This is a genomic window from Nocardioides sp. InS609-2 (genome assembly GCF_023208195.1).
Lineage (GTDB): Bacteria > Actinomycetota > Actinomycetes > Propionibacteriales > Nocardioidaceae > Nocardioides.
Genome location: NZ_CP060034.1, coordinates 1,982,419 through 2,000,243, shown reverse-complemented (window position 1 = coordinate 2,000,243; position 17,825 = coordinate 1,982,419). Strand labels below are relative to the sequence as shown.

The 17,825-nt window shown below is 70.2% G+C and carries 14 protein-coding genes; 10 read left to right on the top strand and 4 right to left on the bottom strand.

Translation table 11 applies throughout. From position 1 onward, the window contains the following. Positions 1-7 precede the first annotated feature (7 nt). Genes H4Q84_RS10465 through H4Q84_RS10450 form a run of 4 tightly spaced genes read left to right on the top strand, consistent with a single transcriptional unit; the run spans position 8 to position 2,959 of the window. Entirely contained in the window at positions 8-907 is a 900-nt protein-coding gene (locus tag H4Q84_RS10465) for a glucosyl-3-phosphoglycerate synthase (protein WP_248583326.1), read from the top strand. Then, on the top strand, positions 904-1,767 hold the full coding sequence (gene folP, locus H4Q84_RS10460; protein ID WP_248583325.1) for a dihydropteroate synthase: 864 nt from the start codon (positions 904-906) through the stop codon (positions 1,765-1,767). Before H4Q84_RS10465 ends, folP begins: the two co-directional genes overlap by 4 nt. Positions 1,768-1,778: 11 nt before the next feature. Beyond that, the gene (locus tag H4Q84_RS10455; protein WP_248583324.1) at positions 1,779-2,282 is read left to right on the top strand and encodes a hypothetical protein; all 504 of its coding nucleotides are present in this window, start codon (positions 1,779-1,781) and stop codon (positions 2,280-2,282) included. Continuing rightward, positions 2,270-2,959, top strand: a complete 690-nt coding sequence (locus tag H4Q84_RS10450; protein ID WP_248583323.1) for a dihydrofolate reductase family protein — start codon at positions 2,270-2,272, stop codon at positions 2,957-2,959. The genes H4Q84_RS10455 and H4Q84_RS10450 overlap by 13 nt, the downstream gene beginning before the upstream one ends. A gap of 1 nt (position 2,960) precedes the next feature. Here the strand turns inward: H4Q84_RS10450 and H4Q84_RS10445 are convergent, their stop codons facing one another. Both H4Q84_RS10445 and H4Q84_RS10440 read right to left on the bottom strand, forming a co-directional pair. Further along, on the bottom strand, positions 2,961-3,485 hold the full coding sequence (locus H4Q84_RS10445) for a type 1 glutamine amidotransferase domain-containing protein (RefSeq protein ID WP_248583322.1): 525 nt from the start codon (positions 3,483-3,485) through the stop codon (positions 2,961-2,963). A gap of 53 nt (positions 3,486-3,538) precedes the next feature. Further along, positions 3,539-4,705 (bottom strand): acyl-CoA dehydrogenase family protein, encoded by a 1,167-nt coding sequence (locus H4Q84_RS10440; protein WP_248583321.1) that lies wholly within the window; start codon positions 4,703-4,705, stop codon positions 3,539-3,541. A 70-nt stretch (positions 4,706-4,775) separates the two neighbouring features. On the opposite strand from H4Q84_RS10440, the gene H4Q84_RS10435 reads away from it, so the two are divergent. Together H4Q84_RS10435 and H4Q84_RS10430 are read left to right on the top strand one after the other, a co-directional pair. Continuing rightward, positions 4,776-6,092: an MFS transporter gene (locus H4Q84_RS10435; RefSeq protein WP_248583320.1), complete on the top strand. Its 1,317-nt coding sequence runs from the start codon at positions 4,776-4,778 to the stop codon at positions 6,090-6,092. Between the two features lie 82 nt (positions 6,093-6,174). Further along, positions 6,175-9,378 carry a reprolysin-like metallopeptidase gene (locus H4Q84_RS10430; protein WP_248583319.1) on the top strand — a complete coding sequence of 1,068 codons (3,204 nt, stop codon included), beginning with the start codon at positions 6,175-6,177 and terminating at the stop codon, positions 9,376-9,378. A gap of 213 nt (positions 9,379-9,591) precedes the next feature. Here the strand turns inward: H4Q84_RS10430 and H4Q84_RS10425 are convergent, their stop codons facing one another. Both H4Q84_RS10425 and typA read right to left on the bottom strand, forming a co-directional pair. Beyond that, positions 9,592-10,035, bottom strand: a complete 444-nt coding sequence (locus H4Q84_RS10425; protein WP_248583318.1) for a DUF3817 domain-containing protein — start codon at positions 10,033-10,035, stop codon at positions 9,592-9,594. Next, entirely contained in the window at positions 10,032-11,927 is a 1,896-nt protein-coding gene (gene typA / locus H4Q84_RS10420; RefSeq protein WP_248583317.1) for a translational GTPase TypA, read from the bottom strand. Before typA ends, H4Q84_RS10425 begins: the two co-directional genes overlap by 4 nt. Before the next feature lie 140 nt (positions 11,928-12,067). Here typA and H4Q84_RS10415 point away from each other — a divergent pair, with 140 nt between their 5' ends. The 4 genes from H4Q84_RS10415 to H4Q84_RS10400 all read left to right on the top strand — a co-directional run bounded on the left by H4Q84_RS10415 (position 12,068) and on the right by H4Q84_RS10400 (position 17,807). After that, positions 12,068-13,399, top strand: coding sequence for a protealysin inhibitor emfourin (locus tag H4Q84_RS10415; RefSeq protein WP_248583316.1), 1,332 nt, complete (start codon positions 12,068-12,070; stop codon positions 13,397-13,399). 84 nt (positions 13,400-13,483) lie between these two features. Continuing rightward, positions 13,484-15,793 carry a chemotaxis protein CheW gene (locus H4Q84_RS10410; RefSeq protein ID WP_248583315.1) on the top strand — a complete coding sequence of 770 codons (2,310 nt, stop codon included), beginning with the start codon at positions 13,484-13,486 and terminating at the stop codon, positions 15,791-15,793. Continuing rightward, positions 15,790-16,209 carry a chemotaxis protein CheW gene (locus H4Q84_RS10405; RefSeq protein WP_248583314.1) on the top strand — a complete coding sequence of 140 codons (420 nt, stop codon included), beginning with the start codon at positions 15,790-15,792 and terminating at the stop codon, positions 16,207-16,209. Before H4Q84_RS10410 ends, H4Q84_RS10405 begins: the two co-directional genes overlap by 4 nt. A gap of 20 nt (positions 16,210-16,229) precedes the next feature. Further along, positions 16,230-17,807, top strand: coding sequence for a methyl-accepting chemotaxis protein (locus tag H4Q84_RS10400; protein WP_248583313.1), 1,578 nt, complete (start codon positions 16,230-16,232; stop codon positions 17,805-17,807). Positions 17,808-17,825: the final 18 nt, after the last annotated feature.

Below are 17,825 nucleotides of genomic sequence, written 5' to 3'. Positions count from 1 at the left end.
CGCCACGATGATCGCGACCTACCACTGGGACGACTGGGCCCTCGCCGACCTGGTCGCAGCCAAGGGCGCGACCCGGGTGAGTCTCGTCGTACCAGCCCGGAACGAGGCCGCCACCGTCGGCGACGTCGTGACGCGTGTGCGAGACGCGCTGATGGAGACGGTGTCGCTGCTCGACGAGATCGTGGTCATCGACTCCGACTCGACCGACCAGACGTACGCCGTGGCCGAGGACGCCGGCGCCGTCGTGCACCGGTCGGCCGACATCCGTCCCGACCTGGGCTCGCACCCGGGCAAGGGCGAGGCGATGTGGAAGTCGCAGTTCGTCACGACCGGTGACGTCGTCGTTTTCATGGACGCCGACCTGCTCGACTGGGACACCCACTTCGTCCCGGGGCTGCTGGGGCCGCTGCTCACCGATCCCGCGCCGCAGCTGGTCAAGGGCTTCTACGAGCGCCCGTTCGGGGACGACCCGGCATCGGCCTTCGAAGGTGGCCGGGTGACCGAGCTCGTCGCCCGACCCCTCGTCGCGGTGCTCTTTCCCGAGCTGGCCGGACTCATCCAGCCGCTGGCCGGGGAGTGGGCGATCCGCCGCGAGCTCTTCGGCTCGCTGGCGATCCCGACCGGGTACGCCGTCGAGCTGGCCGCGCTGGTCGACACCGTGCGCACCCACGGCCAAGCTGCCCTGGCCCAGGTCGACCTCGGCCGCCGGGCGCACCGCCACCAGGCGCTCCGTGACCTGGGCGGGATGTCGACCCAGATCCTGGCGGCGGCGCTCGACCGCGCGGGCCTCGAGCGCTCCGACACAGGCGTGGTGCTGCGCCAGTTCCACCCCGAGGGCGAGCGGGTCGAGGCGGTCGAGATGATGGTCCCCACGCTCGAACGACCGCCGGCAGAGGAGCTCAGGTGACACTCGTGCTCGGTCGGCACCCGTTCGCCGACGACGCCACGCTGATGATGGCCATCGTCAACCGCACCCCCGACTCGTTCTACGACAAGGGCGCCACCTGGGCCGAGGACAAGGCCTTCGACCGGGTCGCGCAGGTCGTCGACCAGGGCGCCGAGATCGTCGACATCGGCGGCATCAAGGCGGCTCCGGGCGTCGAGATCGACGCCGCCGAGGAGATCCGCCGGGTCGCCTCGTTCGTGGGCCGCGTGCGGTCGGCGTATCCCGACCTGGTCATCTCCGTCGACACCTGGCGGGCCGAGGTCGGTCGAGTGGTGTGCGCCGAGGGCGCCGACGTGCTCAACGATGCCTGGGGTGGCGCGGATCCCGCGCTGGTCGACGCGGCGGCCGAGCACGGCGCCGCGATCATCTGCACCCACACCGGCGGGGCGACCCCGCGCACCAGGCCCTATCGCCTGGAGTACGACGACGTGGTGGCCTCTGCCATCCACGACACCGTCGCCTATGCCGAGCGGGCGCTTGCCGCCGGCGTACGCCGTGAGTCGATCGTGATCGACCCCGCCCACGACTTCGGCAAGAACACCTTCCACTCGCTCGAGATCACCCGCCGTCTGGGCGAGCTGGTCGCCACCGGCTGGCCGGTGCTCGTGTCGCTCTCCAACAAGGACTTCGTCGGCGAGACCCTCGACGTACCCGTGGGTGAGCGGCTGACCGGCACCCTCGCCGCCACCGCCGTCTGCGCGCTCGCCGGCGCCCGGATCTACCGCGTGCACGAGGTCACCGAGACCCGTCAGGTCGTCGACATGATCGACACCATCGCCGGCCGGCGTCCGCCGCAGCGCGCGATCCGGGGACTGCAGTGAGAGTCGCGATCGTGGCGCCGGTGCTGGCCCTGCTGCCCGAGTACGCCGGCCGCGAGGACCCCGTCGCCGAGCTGCGTGCCGCAGCGACGTCGGCGGTCGCGTGGCTGGTCGATGGGGCAGACGGAGTGCGGATCGTGGCTGCCGACGTACAGGCCGAGCGTGTGGGCACCCATCTCCTCGAGTCGTCCGCCCCACACCGGGTCAGGGCCCGGTCTCAGGCGGACGACCCGGTGCTGGTGCTGGCCAACGGGTCGGCGAAGCGCACCGAGAAGGCGCCAGGCCACCTCGACGACCGGGCCGTCGCGTTCGACGACGCGCTGGGTGCGGCGCTGGCCGCCGGAGACGCCAGCGCGCTCGCGGGCCTCGACCTGACCTTGGCTGCTGAGCTGTGGGCCAGCGGCATCGACGGGCTGGCCTCGCTGGGGGGGCTCAGCGTCGAGGAGGCCGTGGTCGACTACGCCGACGACCCGTACGGGGTCGCCTACTGGGTGGTGAGGTGGACATGCGCGTCCTGATCGGCGACGACCCGGGTGCCGACGTCGCGGACGACGACCTGTCGGCCCGCTACGCGCGGCCCTTCGACCATGTGGGGCCGTGGCTGCGGGTGAACATGGTGAGCACCGTCGACGGCGCCGCCCAGGGCGAGGACGGCAAGAGCGGCGGCATCAACAACGCCGCCGACAAGCGGGTCTTCGACGCGCTGCGCCGGGTCGCTGACTGCGTGGTGGTCGGTGCGGGCACACTGCGCACCGAGGGCTACCGACCCACCGCCGTGCCTCTCGTCGTCGTGAGCCGTTCGGCGCGGGTGCCGCCGCTGCTCCAGGGCGCCGAGCCCGGCCGGGTGCTGATGGCGACCACCGAGCGCGCACCCGGACTCGCCGAGGCGCGCGCGCTGCTGGGGCCCGAGAACGTCATGGTCCTCGGCACCTACTCGGTCGACCTCGTCACCCTGAAGGCTGCCCTGTACGACCGCGGGTTCACCGAGCAGCTGTCGGAGGGCGGCCCACAGCTGCTGCATCACCTGCTGGCCGAGGGTGTCGCCGACGAGCTCTGCGTCACCGTCGTGCCCCGCGCGGTGGCCGGTAGCCGGCTGCGGATCGTGGTGGGCTCGGAGATCGACGTACCCCTGACCCCGACGCTGCTGCTCGAGGAAGCCGGCACCCTGCTCGGGCGCTGGCACGTCACCCGCTGAGTCAGCCGATCGCGTCGAGCAGGGCCTTGTTGAACGCCGGCAGGTCGCCCGGGTTGCGGCTGGAGATGAGGTTGCCGTCGGTGACGACCTCCTCGTCGACCCAGGTGCCGCCGGCATTGCGGATGTCGGTCTGCAGGCTCGGCCACGACGTCAGCCGCTTGCCGTCGAGGACACCGGCCTCGACGAGCGTCCACGGCGCGTGACAGATGGCCGCGACCGGCTTGCCGGACGCCACGAAGTCCTTGACGAACCTCACGGCGTCGGCGTCCATGCGCAAGGCATCGGGGTTGGCGACACCGCCGGGCAGCACGAGCGCGTCGTACTCGTCGATGCTTGCGTCGGACACCTTCACGTCCACCGGCCTCGTCTCGGCCTTGTCGAGGTGGTCGAAGGTCTGCACCTCGCCGGCCTCCGGCGACAGGAGTACGGCGGTGTGCCCGGCTTGTACGACGGCCTCCCAGGGTTCGGTCAGCTCGACCCTCTCGATGCCCTCTGACGCGGTCAGGAATGCGATCTTCTTGGTCATGCCCTCCACCGTGGCACGCAGGTGGTGAGCGGACACCACCGCTACCGGTGGTCTCAGCCGTGGGTGATCGTGCCCGCGTTGTCCTTGTCGAGGGAGCGGCCGATGACCATCCGCTGGATCTGGTTGGTGCCCTCGAAGATCTGCATGACCTTGGCCTCACGCATGTAGCGCTCGACGGGGAAGTCCTTGGTGTAGCCGTAGCCGCCAAGCACCTGTACGGCGTCGGTGGTGACCTTCATGGCGTTGTCGGTGGCGACCAGCTTGGCGATGCTGGCCTCGCGGGAAAACGGCAGGCCGCGGTCCTTGAGGCGGGCGGCGTGCAGCGTCATGGCGCGGGCGCTCTGCACCGCCGCCTCCATGTCGGCCAGCACGAACGCCAGGCCCTGGTGGTCGATGATGCGTTGCCCGAACGTCTGGCGCTCCTGGGCGTAGGCGACCGCCTTGTCGAGGGCGCCCTGGGCGAGCCCGATGGCGACGGCGGCGATGCCTAGACGGCCGGAGTCGAGGCCGGCCAGCGCGATCTTGAGGCCGTCACCCTCGGCGCCGAGCCGGCGCTCGACGGGCACCCGCACGTCGCTGAACAACATGGTCGCCGTGGTCGAGCCGGTGAGGCCCATCTTCTTCTCGGGGTTGTCGGCCGTGAGCCCCTCGGCATCGGCGGGCACGAGGAAGCAGGAGATGCCGTTGCGGTCGTCGGACGTGCGGGCCATCACCTTGTAGAAGTCGGCCTGGCCGCCGTGCGTGGTCCACGCCTTCGCGCCGTTGAGCACGTAGTCGTCGCCGTCGAGCTTGGCCGTCGCGCGCATCGCCGCCGGGTCGGAGCCGGCATGCGGCTCGGAGAGGCAGTAGGCGCCGAGCAGCTGGCCGCCGAGCATGTCGGGCAGCCACTGCTTCTTCTGCTCGTCGGTGCCGAACTTCACCAGGCCGAAGCACGACAGCGCGTGCACGCTGGTGCCGACGCCGACGCTCGACCACACGGCGCCGAGCTCCTCGAGCACCTGCAGGTACACCTCGTAGGGCTGCCCGCCGCCGCCGTACTCCTCGTCGTACGGGAGTCCGAGAACGCCGACCTCGCCGAGCATCCGGAAGACGTCCCGCGGGAAGGTCTCGGTCGCCTCGGCCTCGGCCGAGCGCGGCGCGAGCTCGTTGGTGGCGAGGTCGCGCACCAGCTTGAGGAGGTCGGTGGCTTCGTCGGTGGGGAGGACACGGCTGGCAGTCATGGTGCTCCAGCGTAGGGCGCGTGAGACGCCTGACGGAATGCAGAGGGCGTGGCCGGGGTTGGAGCCCTCGATGCTTGCCGAATCCCGCCGCCTGTCGACCCTGCTCGGACTCCTGTTCGGGCTCGCCGGCATGGGCTCATCCTCCGCCGCGATCGCCCTGCCGCTGATGGGTGCCGACTTCGGCATCAGCGTCGGGACCGCCATCTGGACGATCAGCCTCTACACGTTGATGCTCGCGGTGACCACCGCCGTCTACGGCCGGGTCTCCGACCTGGTCGGCGTGCGCATCCCGTTGATGGTCGGCATCGGCCTGATGACGGGTGGCGCCCTGGTCGCGGCCTTCGCCCCGACCTACTCCGTGCTGCTCGTCGCCCGCCTGTTGCAGGGCGCGGGCGCCGCTGCCGTGCCGACGCTCGGCGTCGCCGTGCTGAGTGCGAGGTACGCCGGCCCGGTGCGCGGACTGGCTCTGGGCCGGCTCGCTGCGACCGCTGCCGCCGTCAGCTGCATGGGCCCGCTCGTGGGCGGCATCGTCGAGCATGCGTTCGGCTGGCGCGCGGTGATGGCGCTGCCGATCCTCGGTGCGCTGGTGCTCCCGCTGATCTGGCGGGCGCTGACGGGTGAGGGCACCGGCGCCAGCCTCGACGTACTCGGCGCTGTGCTCGTGGCGGCGACCGCTGCCGGGCTGGTGCTGCTGGTGCAGTCGCCGTCGACGGGTCTGGTGGTGGCCCTGGTCGGCGTCTTCCTGATGGTCTTCGGGGCCCCCGCGGTCGCGTGGCGGATGCGTCGACGCCCACACGGGTTCCTGCCGGTGAGTGTGGTGCGCAACCCGGCCGTGGTGCGCAGCGCCATCGCGGCGTCGGCCATCCCCGCGTCGTGGTTCGCGCTGCTGATCGGTGTGCCCGCGGTGCTCGTCGCCGAGGGCTGGGAGCCGTGGCAGGTCGGCCTGCTGCTCGTTCCGAGCGCGGCCGTCGCGCTCTTCGTGCCGCGTTTCGCCGGACCGTTGATCGACCGGATCGGGCCGGCCGCCGCGATCGCCGCTGCCACCGTGGGTGCCAGTGTGGCGCTGCTGCTGGCGTCGCTCGGCGCGCAGCTCGTCTCCGCGCCGCTGCTCGGGTTCGTCGTGGCGGTGGTGACCGTGATCTTCGGCATCGGCCAGCCGGCCCTCAGCGCCGCCGTCGGCGACGCGGTGCACGAGGACGTCCGCGGCGTCGCCCTGGGTGTGGCCACGCTCTTCTTCCTGGTCGGCGGAAGTGTTGGCTCCGCCGTCGTCGGAGGCCTCGGAGAGGTCGTGGGTCTGCCGCTGAGCCTCGCCGCGCTCGCGGTGGTTCCGCTGCTCGGGCTGTTCGTGCTGGCCCCACAGCTGCGTACGACGCGCGTGCCCGGCTGACTCGCCGGTAGGGGGCTGGCGCCGGAAGCGGACCGTGCCTAGAGTGCGGGCGACGTCATTCTCTCGAGGGGAAGCGCTACCAATGCCCGGTGCACGCCGAATTGCCGTCCTGATCATGCTCGTGCTCGGTGTGGGGGTGTTGCCGGTCGCCAGCCTCGCTCCGGCGGGCGCTGCCCCCGACGACGGAGCCTTCACGAAGCTCAGCGGCTTCAAGCCGTCCGGCGCGAAGGTCCGGGTCAGGCCCGAGTCCTTCTCTGCAACCCGGGTGGACATCCCTGCTTTGAAGGGTGAGCTGCCCACCGGCGCTGCCTCCGCCGTGGTCTCCGTGCCCGACCCGTCCGGTGCTCCCGTGCGCTTCCGGGTCCAGCGCACCCAGATCATGGAGTCCAAGCTCGCCGCCGCGCACCCCGAGCTCGCGACGTACTCCGGCCGCGGTGTCGACGACCCGCTCGCCTCGATCTCGCTCGACCTCACGCCGATGGGCTTCCACGCCTCCGTGCGGGCGCCGGGTGGGCAGCGCGACTGGTACGTCGACCCGGCCTACAACGGCCGTGGCACGACGCAGCACCTGAGCTACTACGGCGCCGACCTGCCCGCCGCCGAGCAGCGCCGCCGTGAGGGCGAGATCCAGGGCGTCGGCGACAAGCTCCGCGATGCCACGGCCGCCGCGCCGTCTGCCGCAGCGGGAGCGCCGATCGTGCGCAAGGTATACCGCCTCGCGCTGACCTCCGACCCGACGTACGCACTCAAGTTCGGCGCCAGCAACGTGCTGTCCGAGAAGGTGACGCTGATGAACCGCGTCAACCAGGTCTACAACGACGACCTGGCCATCACCATGCGCCTCGTCAACGCCACCGACAGCCTCAACTTCGACACCGACGCCGAGGCGACCGGTCCCGACGGGCCGTGTGGCTCGGCCCCCTGCTTCAGCCTGTACGACGACGGCGGCACGCCCGACGACGAAAGTGACGACGTCCCCGGCGGTCTCGACTACTGCGACTCGCCCGCACTCGGTGAGAACCGCAACGTGCTCGGCCTGCTGGTGGGCGCCTCCAACTACGACATCGGTCACCTCGCGCTCGGCGTCAACGGTGGCGGAGTCGCGTTCCTCGGCGTCGTCGGCGGGGACTACAAGGCCTCGGGCTGCACCGGCCTGCCGGACCCCCGTGGTGACCTGTTCGCGATCGACTACGTCGCCCACGAGATGGGTCACCAGTTCGCCGGCAACCACACGTTCAACGGCACGCAGTCCAACTGCTCCGGCGGCAACCGTGAGTCCATCACCTCGGTCGAGCCGGGTTCCGGGTCGTCGGTGATGGCCTACGCCGGCATCTGCCGTCAGGACAACCTGCAGGCGCACTCCGACCCGTACTTCTCCCAGCGGTCGGTCGACGAAGTGACGACCTATACGAGCGGCGCTCCCGCGAGCAACTACGAGGTGCAGACCGTCTCCCTGCGTGACTTCAGCGGGACCGACAGCCTCCAGATCAGCTACGACGGCTCCGCGCCGGTGAGCGTCACTCGCGGAAGCACCTACAACGCTGCCGGTGTCGAGGCCGCGATCGAGGCGGCCACCGGGGCCGATGTGTCCGTGGTCCAGTGGGACTTCGACGAGGAGGGTTACCGCCCCGACCCCACCGAGATCGACGACCGCGGCTTCCAGGTGATCTTCAACGAGGCGCCCTTCGTGCTCGAGGTCCCGGCCGACGCCGGCGACGTGGACTACGACGCCCTCACCGTCACCGGCACCGGCGCCACGACCCTCGTCGGTGAGACCGCCAAGGGTGGGCCGTCGGACAACGGCGGCGGCCTCCTGCCCGAGCCGACCAACAACCTCGCTCCCTCGGTGACGGCGCCGGCAGACAAGACCCTGCCGATGCGTACGCCGTTCGCGCTCACCGGCTCCGGCACGGATGGGGACGGCGACCCGCTGCTGTACCTCTGGGAGCAGAACGACGACGCCTCCGGCACCGCGGGCACCGCCCTGGTCAGCAACACCAAGATCGACGGACCGCTCTTCCGGGTGTTCGGCAAGGAAGCCAAGGTGTCCGCGGCCGACTCGCTGCTGACGCCGTCACCGGGCGAGAACCTCGCAGACGGCAGCCCGACCCGGGTGTTCCCGGATCTGGCGCAGGTCCTCAGCGGCAACACCAACGCCGCCACCGGAGTCTGCCCGACGGCGCCCCCGCCGCCGGTGCCCTTCGTGCGGCTCGACCCGGCACTGGTGGAGTGCTACTCCGAGTACCTGCCGAAGACCGGGTATCTCGGCACTCCCGAGTCAGGTGTCCCGGCCATGCACTTCCGGCTGACCGCTCGCGACCTCTACCCGACCGGAGGAGGCCTGGCCTTCGACGACGTGACCCTCAGGCTCGACCCGACGGCCGGGCCGTTCCAGGTCACGTCGCAGGCGACCCCCGGGGCGACCGTGGCGGGTGGCACCTCCGTGCCCGTGACGTGGGCGGTCAACAACACCCAGGGCCTCGCGCCGACGGTGAAGATCACGGCGTCCACCGACGGTGGTGCGACCTTCGGGTCGGTTCTTGCCGCGGCGACACCGAACGACGGATCCGAGGCGCTGACGATGCCCAACGTCACGGCTGCCGACGTACGCATCAAGATCGAGGCGGTGGGCAACTACTTCTTCGACGTCAACGACGCGTCGTTCAAGCTGGCGGCCTCGCCGGCGCCGAACACGACGATCACCGAAGGCCCTGACGACAACTCCGTCGTGCTCGAGAAGCGGCAGACGTTCGACTACGCGTCGAGCAGCGCGTCGGCGACGTTCGTCTGCACGGTCGACGACGCCACCGTCCCGTGTGGCGCCGGAGGCAAGGAGCTCAAGTTCAGGGCGGGCACCCACCTCTTCGGGGTGTCTGCGGTCAACGCCGCTGGCGTCGCAGACGCGACCCCGGCGACGCGGACCTTCACCGTTCCGATCGATGACGGTCAGCTGGTCAAGAAGGGCGACTGGAGGAAGGTCAACGACAAACGGGCCTACGGCAACGACTACGTCACCTCGAGCGACAAGGGCGACAAGCTGATCACCCGGATCCGCCAGGCCACGGCCATCACCCTGGTCGTCAGCACTCGCAAGAACGCCGGGCCCGTGAAGCTGTTCGTCGGCAACCACCGGGTCAAGACGTTCAGCCTCCAGGGCAAGAACCGGGTCAACCGGCTCCGCGCCGTGGTGTTCGACTCACCGGAGAGCGGCAAGCTCAAGGTCGTCGTGGGCAAGAACAAGCCCGTGCGCATCGAGGGCGTGGCGGTGGTCACGGACCCCAGCTGATCCGGCACCTCACACCCAGCACCTCACACAGGGCCATCCGCTGCTGCGGGCGGCCGTGCGTGCGGGGCAAGCCCTGGTCGAGCAGCTCGGATGGTAGCCGTACGTCCGAGGCAGAACGAGTGGCTGGACAGGCACTTCCTGAACTTGTCCGGCCTTGCACCGGCCGACAAGTTCAGGAATCCCCGGTCGACCGGGGATTCCGAAGGAAGTGGATCAGGCAGGAGGGCCGACGAGCAGGGCTGCACCGGTGAGTACGACGACAGCGGCCAGGCCGGCGAGCGCGCCGCGCGCGGGGTTGCGGAGCAGCCACGACACTGCGCGCTCGGGGAGCGACGCCGGTGAGGTGGACACCAGGCGCCAGTCGGTCGACAGCATGCCGTGCCTCTCGGCGTACACGTCGAAGGCGATGGTGGCGAACGGCGGGACTGCGGCCATGAGCCCGAGCATGCCGCGCCCGGGCGTCCAGCGCTGGTCGACCCAGGCGACCAGCGTCACCAGGCAGTAGGCGACGAACACGACCCCGTGCACCATGCCGAAGACGCGTACGCCGAGCTCGGTGGTCTCGGTGACGTACTTCAGGAACATGCCGACGAGCAGCAGCGCCCAGGTGATGGCCTCGGCGATCGCGACCCGGCGGAACAGGACCCGTGGGGTCACTTGTTGGCCTTGCGGGCATGGGACGCGGTCTTGGCGCGGGCGTGCGCGTCGAGCACGACCTTGCGGATGCGGACCGCGTCGGGGGTGACCTCGACGCACTCGTCGTCACGGCAGAACTCCAGGGACTGCTCGAGCGACAGGTGGCGCGGCGGGATCAGCTTCTCGAAGTTGTCGGAGGTGGCGGACCGGATGTTGGTCTGCTGCTTCTCCTTGGTGATGTTGACGTCCATGTCGTCGGCGCGGGAGTTCTCGCCGATGATCATGCCCTCGTAGACCTCGGTCGTGGGCTCGAGGAACATGATGCCGCGTTCCTGCAGGTTGGTCATGGCGTACGCCGTCGCCGCACCCTTGCGGTCGGCGACGAGCGAGCCGTTGGTGCGCGAGCGGATCTCGCCGGCCCAGGGCTCGTAGCCCTCGGAGATGCCGTGCGCGATGCCGGTGCCGCGGGTGTCGGTGAGGAACTCGGTGCGGAAGCCGATCAGGCCACGCGCCGGCACCAGGAACTCCATGCGCACCCAGCCCGTGCCGTGGTTGGTCATCGACTCCATGCGGCCCTTGCGGGACGCGAGCAGCTCGGTGATCGTGCCGAGGTACTCCTCGGGCGCGTCGATGGTGAGGCGCTCGAACGGCTCGTGCACCTTGCCGTCGACCTCCTTGGTGACCACCTGCGGCTTCCCGACGGTGAGCTCGAAGCCCTCGCGTCGCATCTGCTCGACGAGGATGGCCAGCGCCAGCTCGCCGCGGCCCTGCACCTCCCACGCGTCGGGGCGCTCGGTGGGGAGGATGCGTAGCGACACGTTGCCGACCAGCTCGGCGTCGAGACGGTCCTTCACGAGGCGAGCCGTGACCTTGCCGCCCTTGGTGCGGCCGACGAGCGGCGACGTGTTGGTGCCGATCGTCATCGAGATCGCGGGCTCGTCGACGTGGATGAGCGGCAGCGCGACGGGGTTCTCGGCGTCGGCCAGGGTCTCGCCGATGGTGATCTCGGGGATGCCGGCGACGGCGACGATGTCACCGGGACCAGCGCTCTGGCCTGGCTGACGCTCAAGGCCCTCGGTGACGAGGAGCTCGGTGATCTTGACGTTCTTCACCGAGCCGTCGCGGCGCATCCAGGCGACGGTCTGGCCCTTGTTGAGGGTGCCCTCGTGGACGCGGACCAGCGCGAGCCGGCCGAGGAACGGGGAGGCGTCGAGGTTGGTGACGTGGGCCTGCAGCGGCGCGCCCTCGGTGTAGACGGGGGCCGGGATGGTCTCGAGGATCGTCTTGAACAGCGGCTCGAGGTCGCTGCCCTCGGGCATGGTGCCGTCCTCGGGCGCCACCAGGCTGGCGATGCCGGCGCGGCCCGACGCGTAGACGACGGGGAAGTCGAGGGCGTCCTGGCTGTGGCTCTCGTCGAGGAGGTCCATGAACAACTCGTAGGTCTCGTCGACGACCTCGGCGATGCGGGCGTCGCTGCGGTCGGTCTTGTTGACGACCAGGATCACCGGCATGTCGGCGTTGAGCGCCTTGCGGAGCACGAAGCGGGTCTGGGGGAGCGGACCCTCGGATGCGTCCACGAGCAGCACGATGCCGTCGACCATCGACAGGCCGCGCTCGACCTCGCCACCGAAGTCGGCGTGGCCGGGGGTGTCGATGATGTTGATGACCATCGGCTTGCCGCCACCGGCCGGACCGGCGTAGTGCACCGCGGTGTTCTTCGCGAGGATCGTGATGCCCTTCTCGCGCTCGAGGTCACCGGAGTCCATGACCCGCTCGGCGACGCTCTCGGCCTGGTGGGCCGTGAAGGCACCGGCCTGGCGCAGCATCGCGTCGACCAGCGTCGTCTTGCCGTGGTCGACGTGGGCGACGATCGCGACATTGCGCAGATCGCTGCGAGTTGTGGTTCCAGACATGGGGGTACGCCGTCGCTTTCGCTGGGGTGGGAGTGCGCTCAATCCTATCGGCGGCGCATGACTTTCCCAGAATCGCGCCCGGGCCATCCCATGCGTTCGGACGGTTCAGTTTGTCGCTGGTCTCGGGTAGGACTGGAGGCATGACGTGCCTGTTCGTGCCGCCCTATCTCCTGCGCCGAATCGCCGAGTCCGGGCACCCGGGCGCCGGTTCGTCCAACCAGACGCTGCGTGTCGACGCGGGCGTTCGAGGACGCCGGGCGGCCCGGCTTGCCGCTCCACCTGTCATCGACGGCGCCTGGCTGGTGCACACCGCCGACAACGGCACGGTGCTGCCCGGTGAGCCCGTGCGTGCCGCCGGAGAGCCGGCGGTCGGCGACGCCGCGGTCGACGAGGCGGCCGACGGCATCGCGTCCACGCTGGCGCTCTTCGCCGAGGAGTTCGGCCGGGCGTCGTACGACGGGCAGGGGGTCGGCGTCTCGCTCACGGTGCACTACGAGAAGGACTACGACAACGCCTTCTGGGACGGCGCGCACCTCGTCTTCGGCGATGGCGACGGTCGGGTCTTCGACCGGTTCACCACGGCGATCGACGTGCTCGCGCACGAGTTCACGCATGCGGTCACCGAGAGCACTGCCGCCCTGGCCTACGAGGGTCAGCCGGGGGCGCTCAACGAGTCGGTCTCCGACGTCTTTGCCTCCTGCCTCAAGCAGCGGGTTCTCGGCCAGACCGTCGACCAGGCCGACTGGCTGATCGGCGAGGGCCTCTTCCTCCCGGGGGTGCAGGCGCGGGCGCTGCGCGACATGGCGGCGCCCGGCACCGCCTACGACGACCCGGTGCTCGGCCAGGATCCGCAGGTCGGCCACATGGACGAATTCGTCGACACCGCCGACGACAACGGTGGTACGCACATCAACTCCGGCATCCCCAACCGCGCCTTCCATCTTGCTGCACTCGCCATCGGTGGCTCGGTCTGGCAGGGCGCCGGACAGATCTGGTACGCCGCGCTCACCTCCGGCAGGCTCGCTGCCGACGCCGACTTCTCGGCCTTCGCCGCGGCCACGGTCGCCGCCGCCGGTGACCGGGCAGAGGCCGTCGGGCAGGCCTGGCTACAGGTCGGCGTCGACCCCGGAGGTGAGTCCGTCCCCACCGGGACGGGGGCAGCCGCTTCGCCGACCGACGTGCCTGCGGGAGTCGTGGCAGTCCGTCGATCGGGTGGGTTCGCCGGCCGCACCACCGTCGGCGTCGTCGACCTCGACGGCGCCGATCCGCGAGCGGATGAGGTGCGCGACCTGGTCAGCGGCCTGGACCTGCGCCGCGTCAAGCCGGCTCTGCCCAAGCCCGACATGTTCACCTACACGTTCGAGATCTGCGGGGCCGACCCGGTCGCCGTACCGGAGCAGCACCTCGACGCCAGGTTGCACCGTTTGGCCGAGGTCGTGTTGTCCGGCACCGAGGATGGCGCGACGCGCTAACCGAGCGGCGCCCCGCGATTCCTCTCAGGTCAGCCCCTCTCGTGTCGATAGTCCCCCTGTCGACGCTTGAGGGAAGGGCCACAAATGGACGAGATCGATGAGATGGACGAGATCATCTCGGAGTTTCTGGTGGAGAGCCACGAGAACCTCGATCAGCTGGACCGCGACCTCGTGGAGCTGGAGAGGAACCCTGACTCCCGCGACCTGCTCGGGAGCATCTTCCGGACCATCCACACGATCAAGGGCACCAGCGGCTTCCTGGCCTTCGGCCGGCTGGAGGCGGTGACCCACGTCGGGGAGAACCTGCTCGCCCGGCTGCGTGACGGCAAGATGACCATGACCCCCGCCACCACCAACGTGCTGCTGGCCATGGTGGACCGGGTGCGTGACCTGCTGGCCGCCATCGAGCACGACGGCACCGAGGGCACCGTCGACGTCAGTGAGGCGGTCGCCCGGATCACCGAGGTGCTGGAGGGCCGGGACGTGATGCCTTCCCCGGTGCTCGTGCCTGATCCGGTCCCCGAGACCGACCCCCGAGCCGACCTGGCAGCCGACCTCGTCGAGGAGCTGGCCGCCGATCCCGTAGTCGAGCTGGCGGTCGTGCCGGTCGCAGACCCGGTCGCCGGCTCCCCTGCCGAGGAGGAGGGCACCCGGCGCAATGTCGCCGAGTCGTCGATCCGCGTCGACGTCGACGTGCTCGACAGCCTGATGCGACAGGTCGGAGAGCTGGTGCTGACCCGCAACCAGATCGTGCGACAGGCCTCCGGACAGGAGAACCTCGAGCTCGTGCGCGCCGCCCAGCGACTCAACCTGATCGCGACCGAGCTGCAGGAGGGCGTCATGAAGACGCGCATGCAGCCGATCGACCACCTCTGGGCCAAGCTGCCGCGCGTCGTACGCGACCTCGGAGCCGCCTGCGGCAAGCAGGTCGAGCTGGCCATGGTCGGCCGGGAGACCGAGCTCGACCGCTCGCTGCTCGAGTCGGTCAAGGATCCGCTGACCCACTTGGTGCGCAACGCGGTCGACCACGGACTCGAGTCGGCCGCCGAGCGGGTGGCGGCCGGCAAGCCGGCCGAGGGCCTGGTGACCCTGCGCGCCTACCACGAGGGCGGCCAGGTGGTCGTCGAAGTATGTGACGACGGCGCCGGCATCGACCCTGCGCGGATCGCTGCCAAGGCCGTCGACAAGGGCGTGCGCACGCAGGCCCAGGTCGCTTTGATGTCGAGCGCCGACATCCTCCAGCTCATCTTCACCGCGGGCTTCTCGACCGCCACCGCGGTCACCAACGTGTCGGGCCGCGGCGTCGGCATGGACGTCGTCAAGACCAACATCGAGAGCATCGGCGGCACCATCGAGATCGACTCGGTGCTCGGCCGCGGCACCACCTGTCGTCTTCGCATCCCGCTCACGCTCGCGATCGTGCCGTCCCTGACCGTCGAGTGCGCAGGTGACACCTATGCCATCGGACAGGTCAACCTGCTCGAGCTCGTGTCGCTGGGCGCGGACCGTGCGGCCACCGCCATCGAAGACGTCAACGGCGCCCCCGTGCACCGACTGCGCGGCACCCTCCTGCCGCTCGTCCACCTCGCGGACGTGCTCGGCGTCGAGTCCGAGCGCAGCGACGGCCACGTGCTGATCGCGGTCCTCCAGGCCGATGGCAAGCGCTTCGGACTGGTCATCGACCGGGTGCTGTCGACCGAGGACATCGTCGTCAAGCCGCTCGGGGCGCGCCTGAAGTCCCTCGGCACCTACTCAGGTGCCACGATCCTGGGCGACGGCCGGGTGGCGCTCATCCTCGACGTACAGGCGCTGGCCCGCCGCTCCCTCAACGCCGACATCCTCGAGCGCGTCGCCGCGCAGGCCGAGGAGACGAAGGTGGCCGTCGAGCACGTCCGGCTCCTCGTCGCCGGTATCGGTGGCGGTCGTCGGGTCGCCATCCCGCTGTCGTCTGTGACCCGGCTCGAGAAGATCCCGCAGGCGTCCGTCGAGGTCGTGGGCAGCCGTGAGGTCGTCCAGTATCGCGGGGAGATCCTGCCGTTGCTGCGACTGGCCCGGCACCTGGGCGTCGCGACGTATGACACGGGTGAGTCGGGCGAGAAGGACCTGGTGGTCATCATCTACACCGCCGGCGCGCGCAGCCTCGCGATCGTCGTCGAGGAGATCGTCGACATCGTCGACGAGGAGACCGAGATCCACCACGACATCGCCGACCGGGGTCTGCTCGGCTCGGTGCTGGTCCGCGACCGAGTCGTGGAGGTACTCGACGTGCGCGACGCCGTGCTCGCCGCCGACCCCCACTTCTATGCGGGCACCGACAGCTCCGACCTGTCGTCGTACGACGCCTGGTCGGGCTCCGGATCAGCGTTCGACGCACTTGAGCAGGAGGCGGTATGAGCACCCGGTTCGTCACGTTCACCCTCGACGCGCGGCTGTACGGCGTCCGCGTCGAGTCCGTGCGCGAGGTGCTGCGCGGGCTCCCGCGCACCCGCATCCCGCTCGCGCCCTCCACGCTGGCCGGACTCATCAACCTCCGTGGCCAGGTGCTCAGCGCGATCGACCTGCGCGAGCAGCTCGGCATGCCACCGCACACCGGGGAAGCCGACCAGATGATGGTGGTGATCAGGGCTGCCGGCGAGTCGGTCGCGCTCCTGGTCGACAGCATCGGAGCGGTCGTCGACGTCGAGGACGACCAGTTCGAATCACCGCCCGACACCCTCAGCGCAACGTCTCGCGAGCTACTGCTCGGGGCCTACAAGCTCGACCACCGCCTGCTCCTAGCCCTCGACGTCGACCGCGCCGTCGCCGCCTGATCACGAGAAACGGATATCCCATGAAGTCACCCGTCACCCTGAGCGTGGGTCGTCGGCTCGCTGCCATCGCCGCAGTCGGTGCCGTCACCGTGTCTGCCGTGCTCTTCACCGCGTTGTCTGGCCAGTCGCGGCTCTCCGACATCACCGGCCAGTTCATCGAGGCCAGGCGGGTGCAGGCCGCCCTGTTTGCCATGGACACGCGGGCCAGCGAGATCAAGGTGACGGCGCTGAAGGCGATCCTCGGCGAGGACCTCGACGAACAGCGGGCCAGTTTGAGTGAGGACGCGGCCACGGTCGACGAGCAGCTCGCGATCATCGAGGCCAACGCGGGCAACCTCGACGCCGACGCGCGGGCGGCAGTCGACCCGCTGGCCGGCGAGTTCGCTACCTACGTCGACAAGATCGAGACGCTCCTGGCAACGGTCGGCTCCGACCAGGCAACGGCGAAGGCGCAGGTTGGCGACATCCAGGCCGCCAACGACCTCACCGACGAAGCCATCGGGAACGCCATGGACGCCATGGATGGCTACACCGCTGTGCTCGGGGCTAAGCAGGACGACATCGCGTCGCAGACACGCCTACTGACGCCTGTCATCGCATTCGTCGGCATCGTTGTCCTGTTGGGCGCCTCCTACGCCATTGCCCGCAGCATCACCCGCCCACTGCGCCGTTCGGTCGACGCCCTCGAGGCCTTCGCGGAGGGCGACCTTTCCCAGCGCGTCCCCGAGACCTCCTCGGCCGAGCTCGGTCAGCTCGAGCGGGCGCTCAACCACTCCGTCGAGTCGGTCGGCCAGATCGTCACCGCGGTGTCGGTCTCGGCCGACGCCGTCGCCGCCGCCTCCGAGCAGCTGTCGGCGTCGTCGCAGCAGATCTCGGCTGGTGCCGAGGAGACCTCGACCCAGGCCGGCCTCGTCGCCGGTGCGTCGGAGGAGATCTCCCGCAACGTGCAGACCGTGGCCGCGGGCGCCGAGCAGATGGGTGCCTCGATCCGCGAGATCGCCCACTCGGCCAACGAAGCGGCCCGGGTCGCCTCGCAGGCGGTGCACATGGTCGACACCACCAACGACGCCGTCTCCAAGCTCGGTACGTCGAGCCAGGAGATCGGCAACGTCGTCAAGGTGATCACCTCGATCGCCGAGCAGACCAACCTGCTGGCCCTCAACGCGACCATCGAGGCCGCCCGCGCCGGCGAGGCCGGCAAGGGCTTCGCGGTCGTCGCCAACGAGGTCAAGGAGCTGGCGCGCGAGACGGCCAACGCCACCGAGGACATCGCCCGTCGGGTCGAGGCGATCCAGGGCGACACCGGTGGCGCGGTCGAGGCGATCCGTGAGATCGCCACGATCATCACCTCGATCAACGACTACCAGCTCACCATCGCCTCGGCGGTGGAGGAGCAGACCGCGACCACCAGCGAGATGAGCCGCAACGTCGCCGAGGCCTCCGCCGGCTCGGGCGAGATCGCGAGCAACATCGCCGGCGTGGCGGCAGCAGCCGACACCACCACGCAGTCGGTCACGCAGACCCTCGACGCGATCAACGAGCTCGCTCGGATGTCGAACGACCTCCGGTCCGAGGTCGGCCGCTTCCGCCAGGGCTGATCCGGGGCTGACGTACGA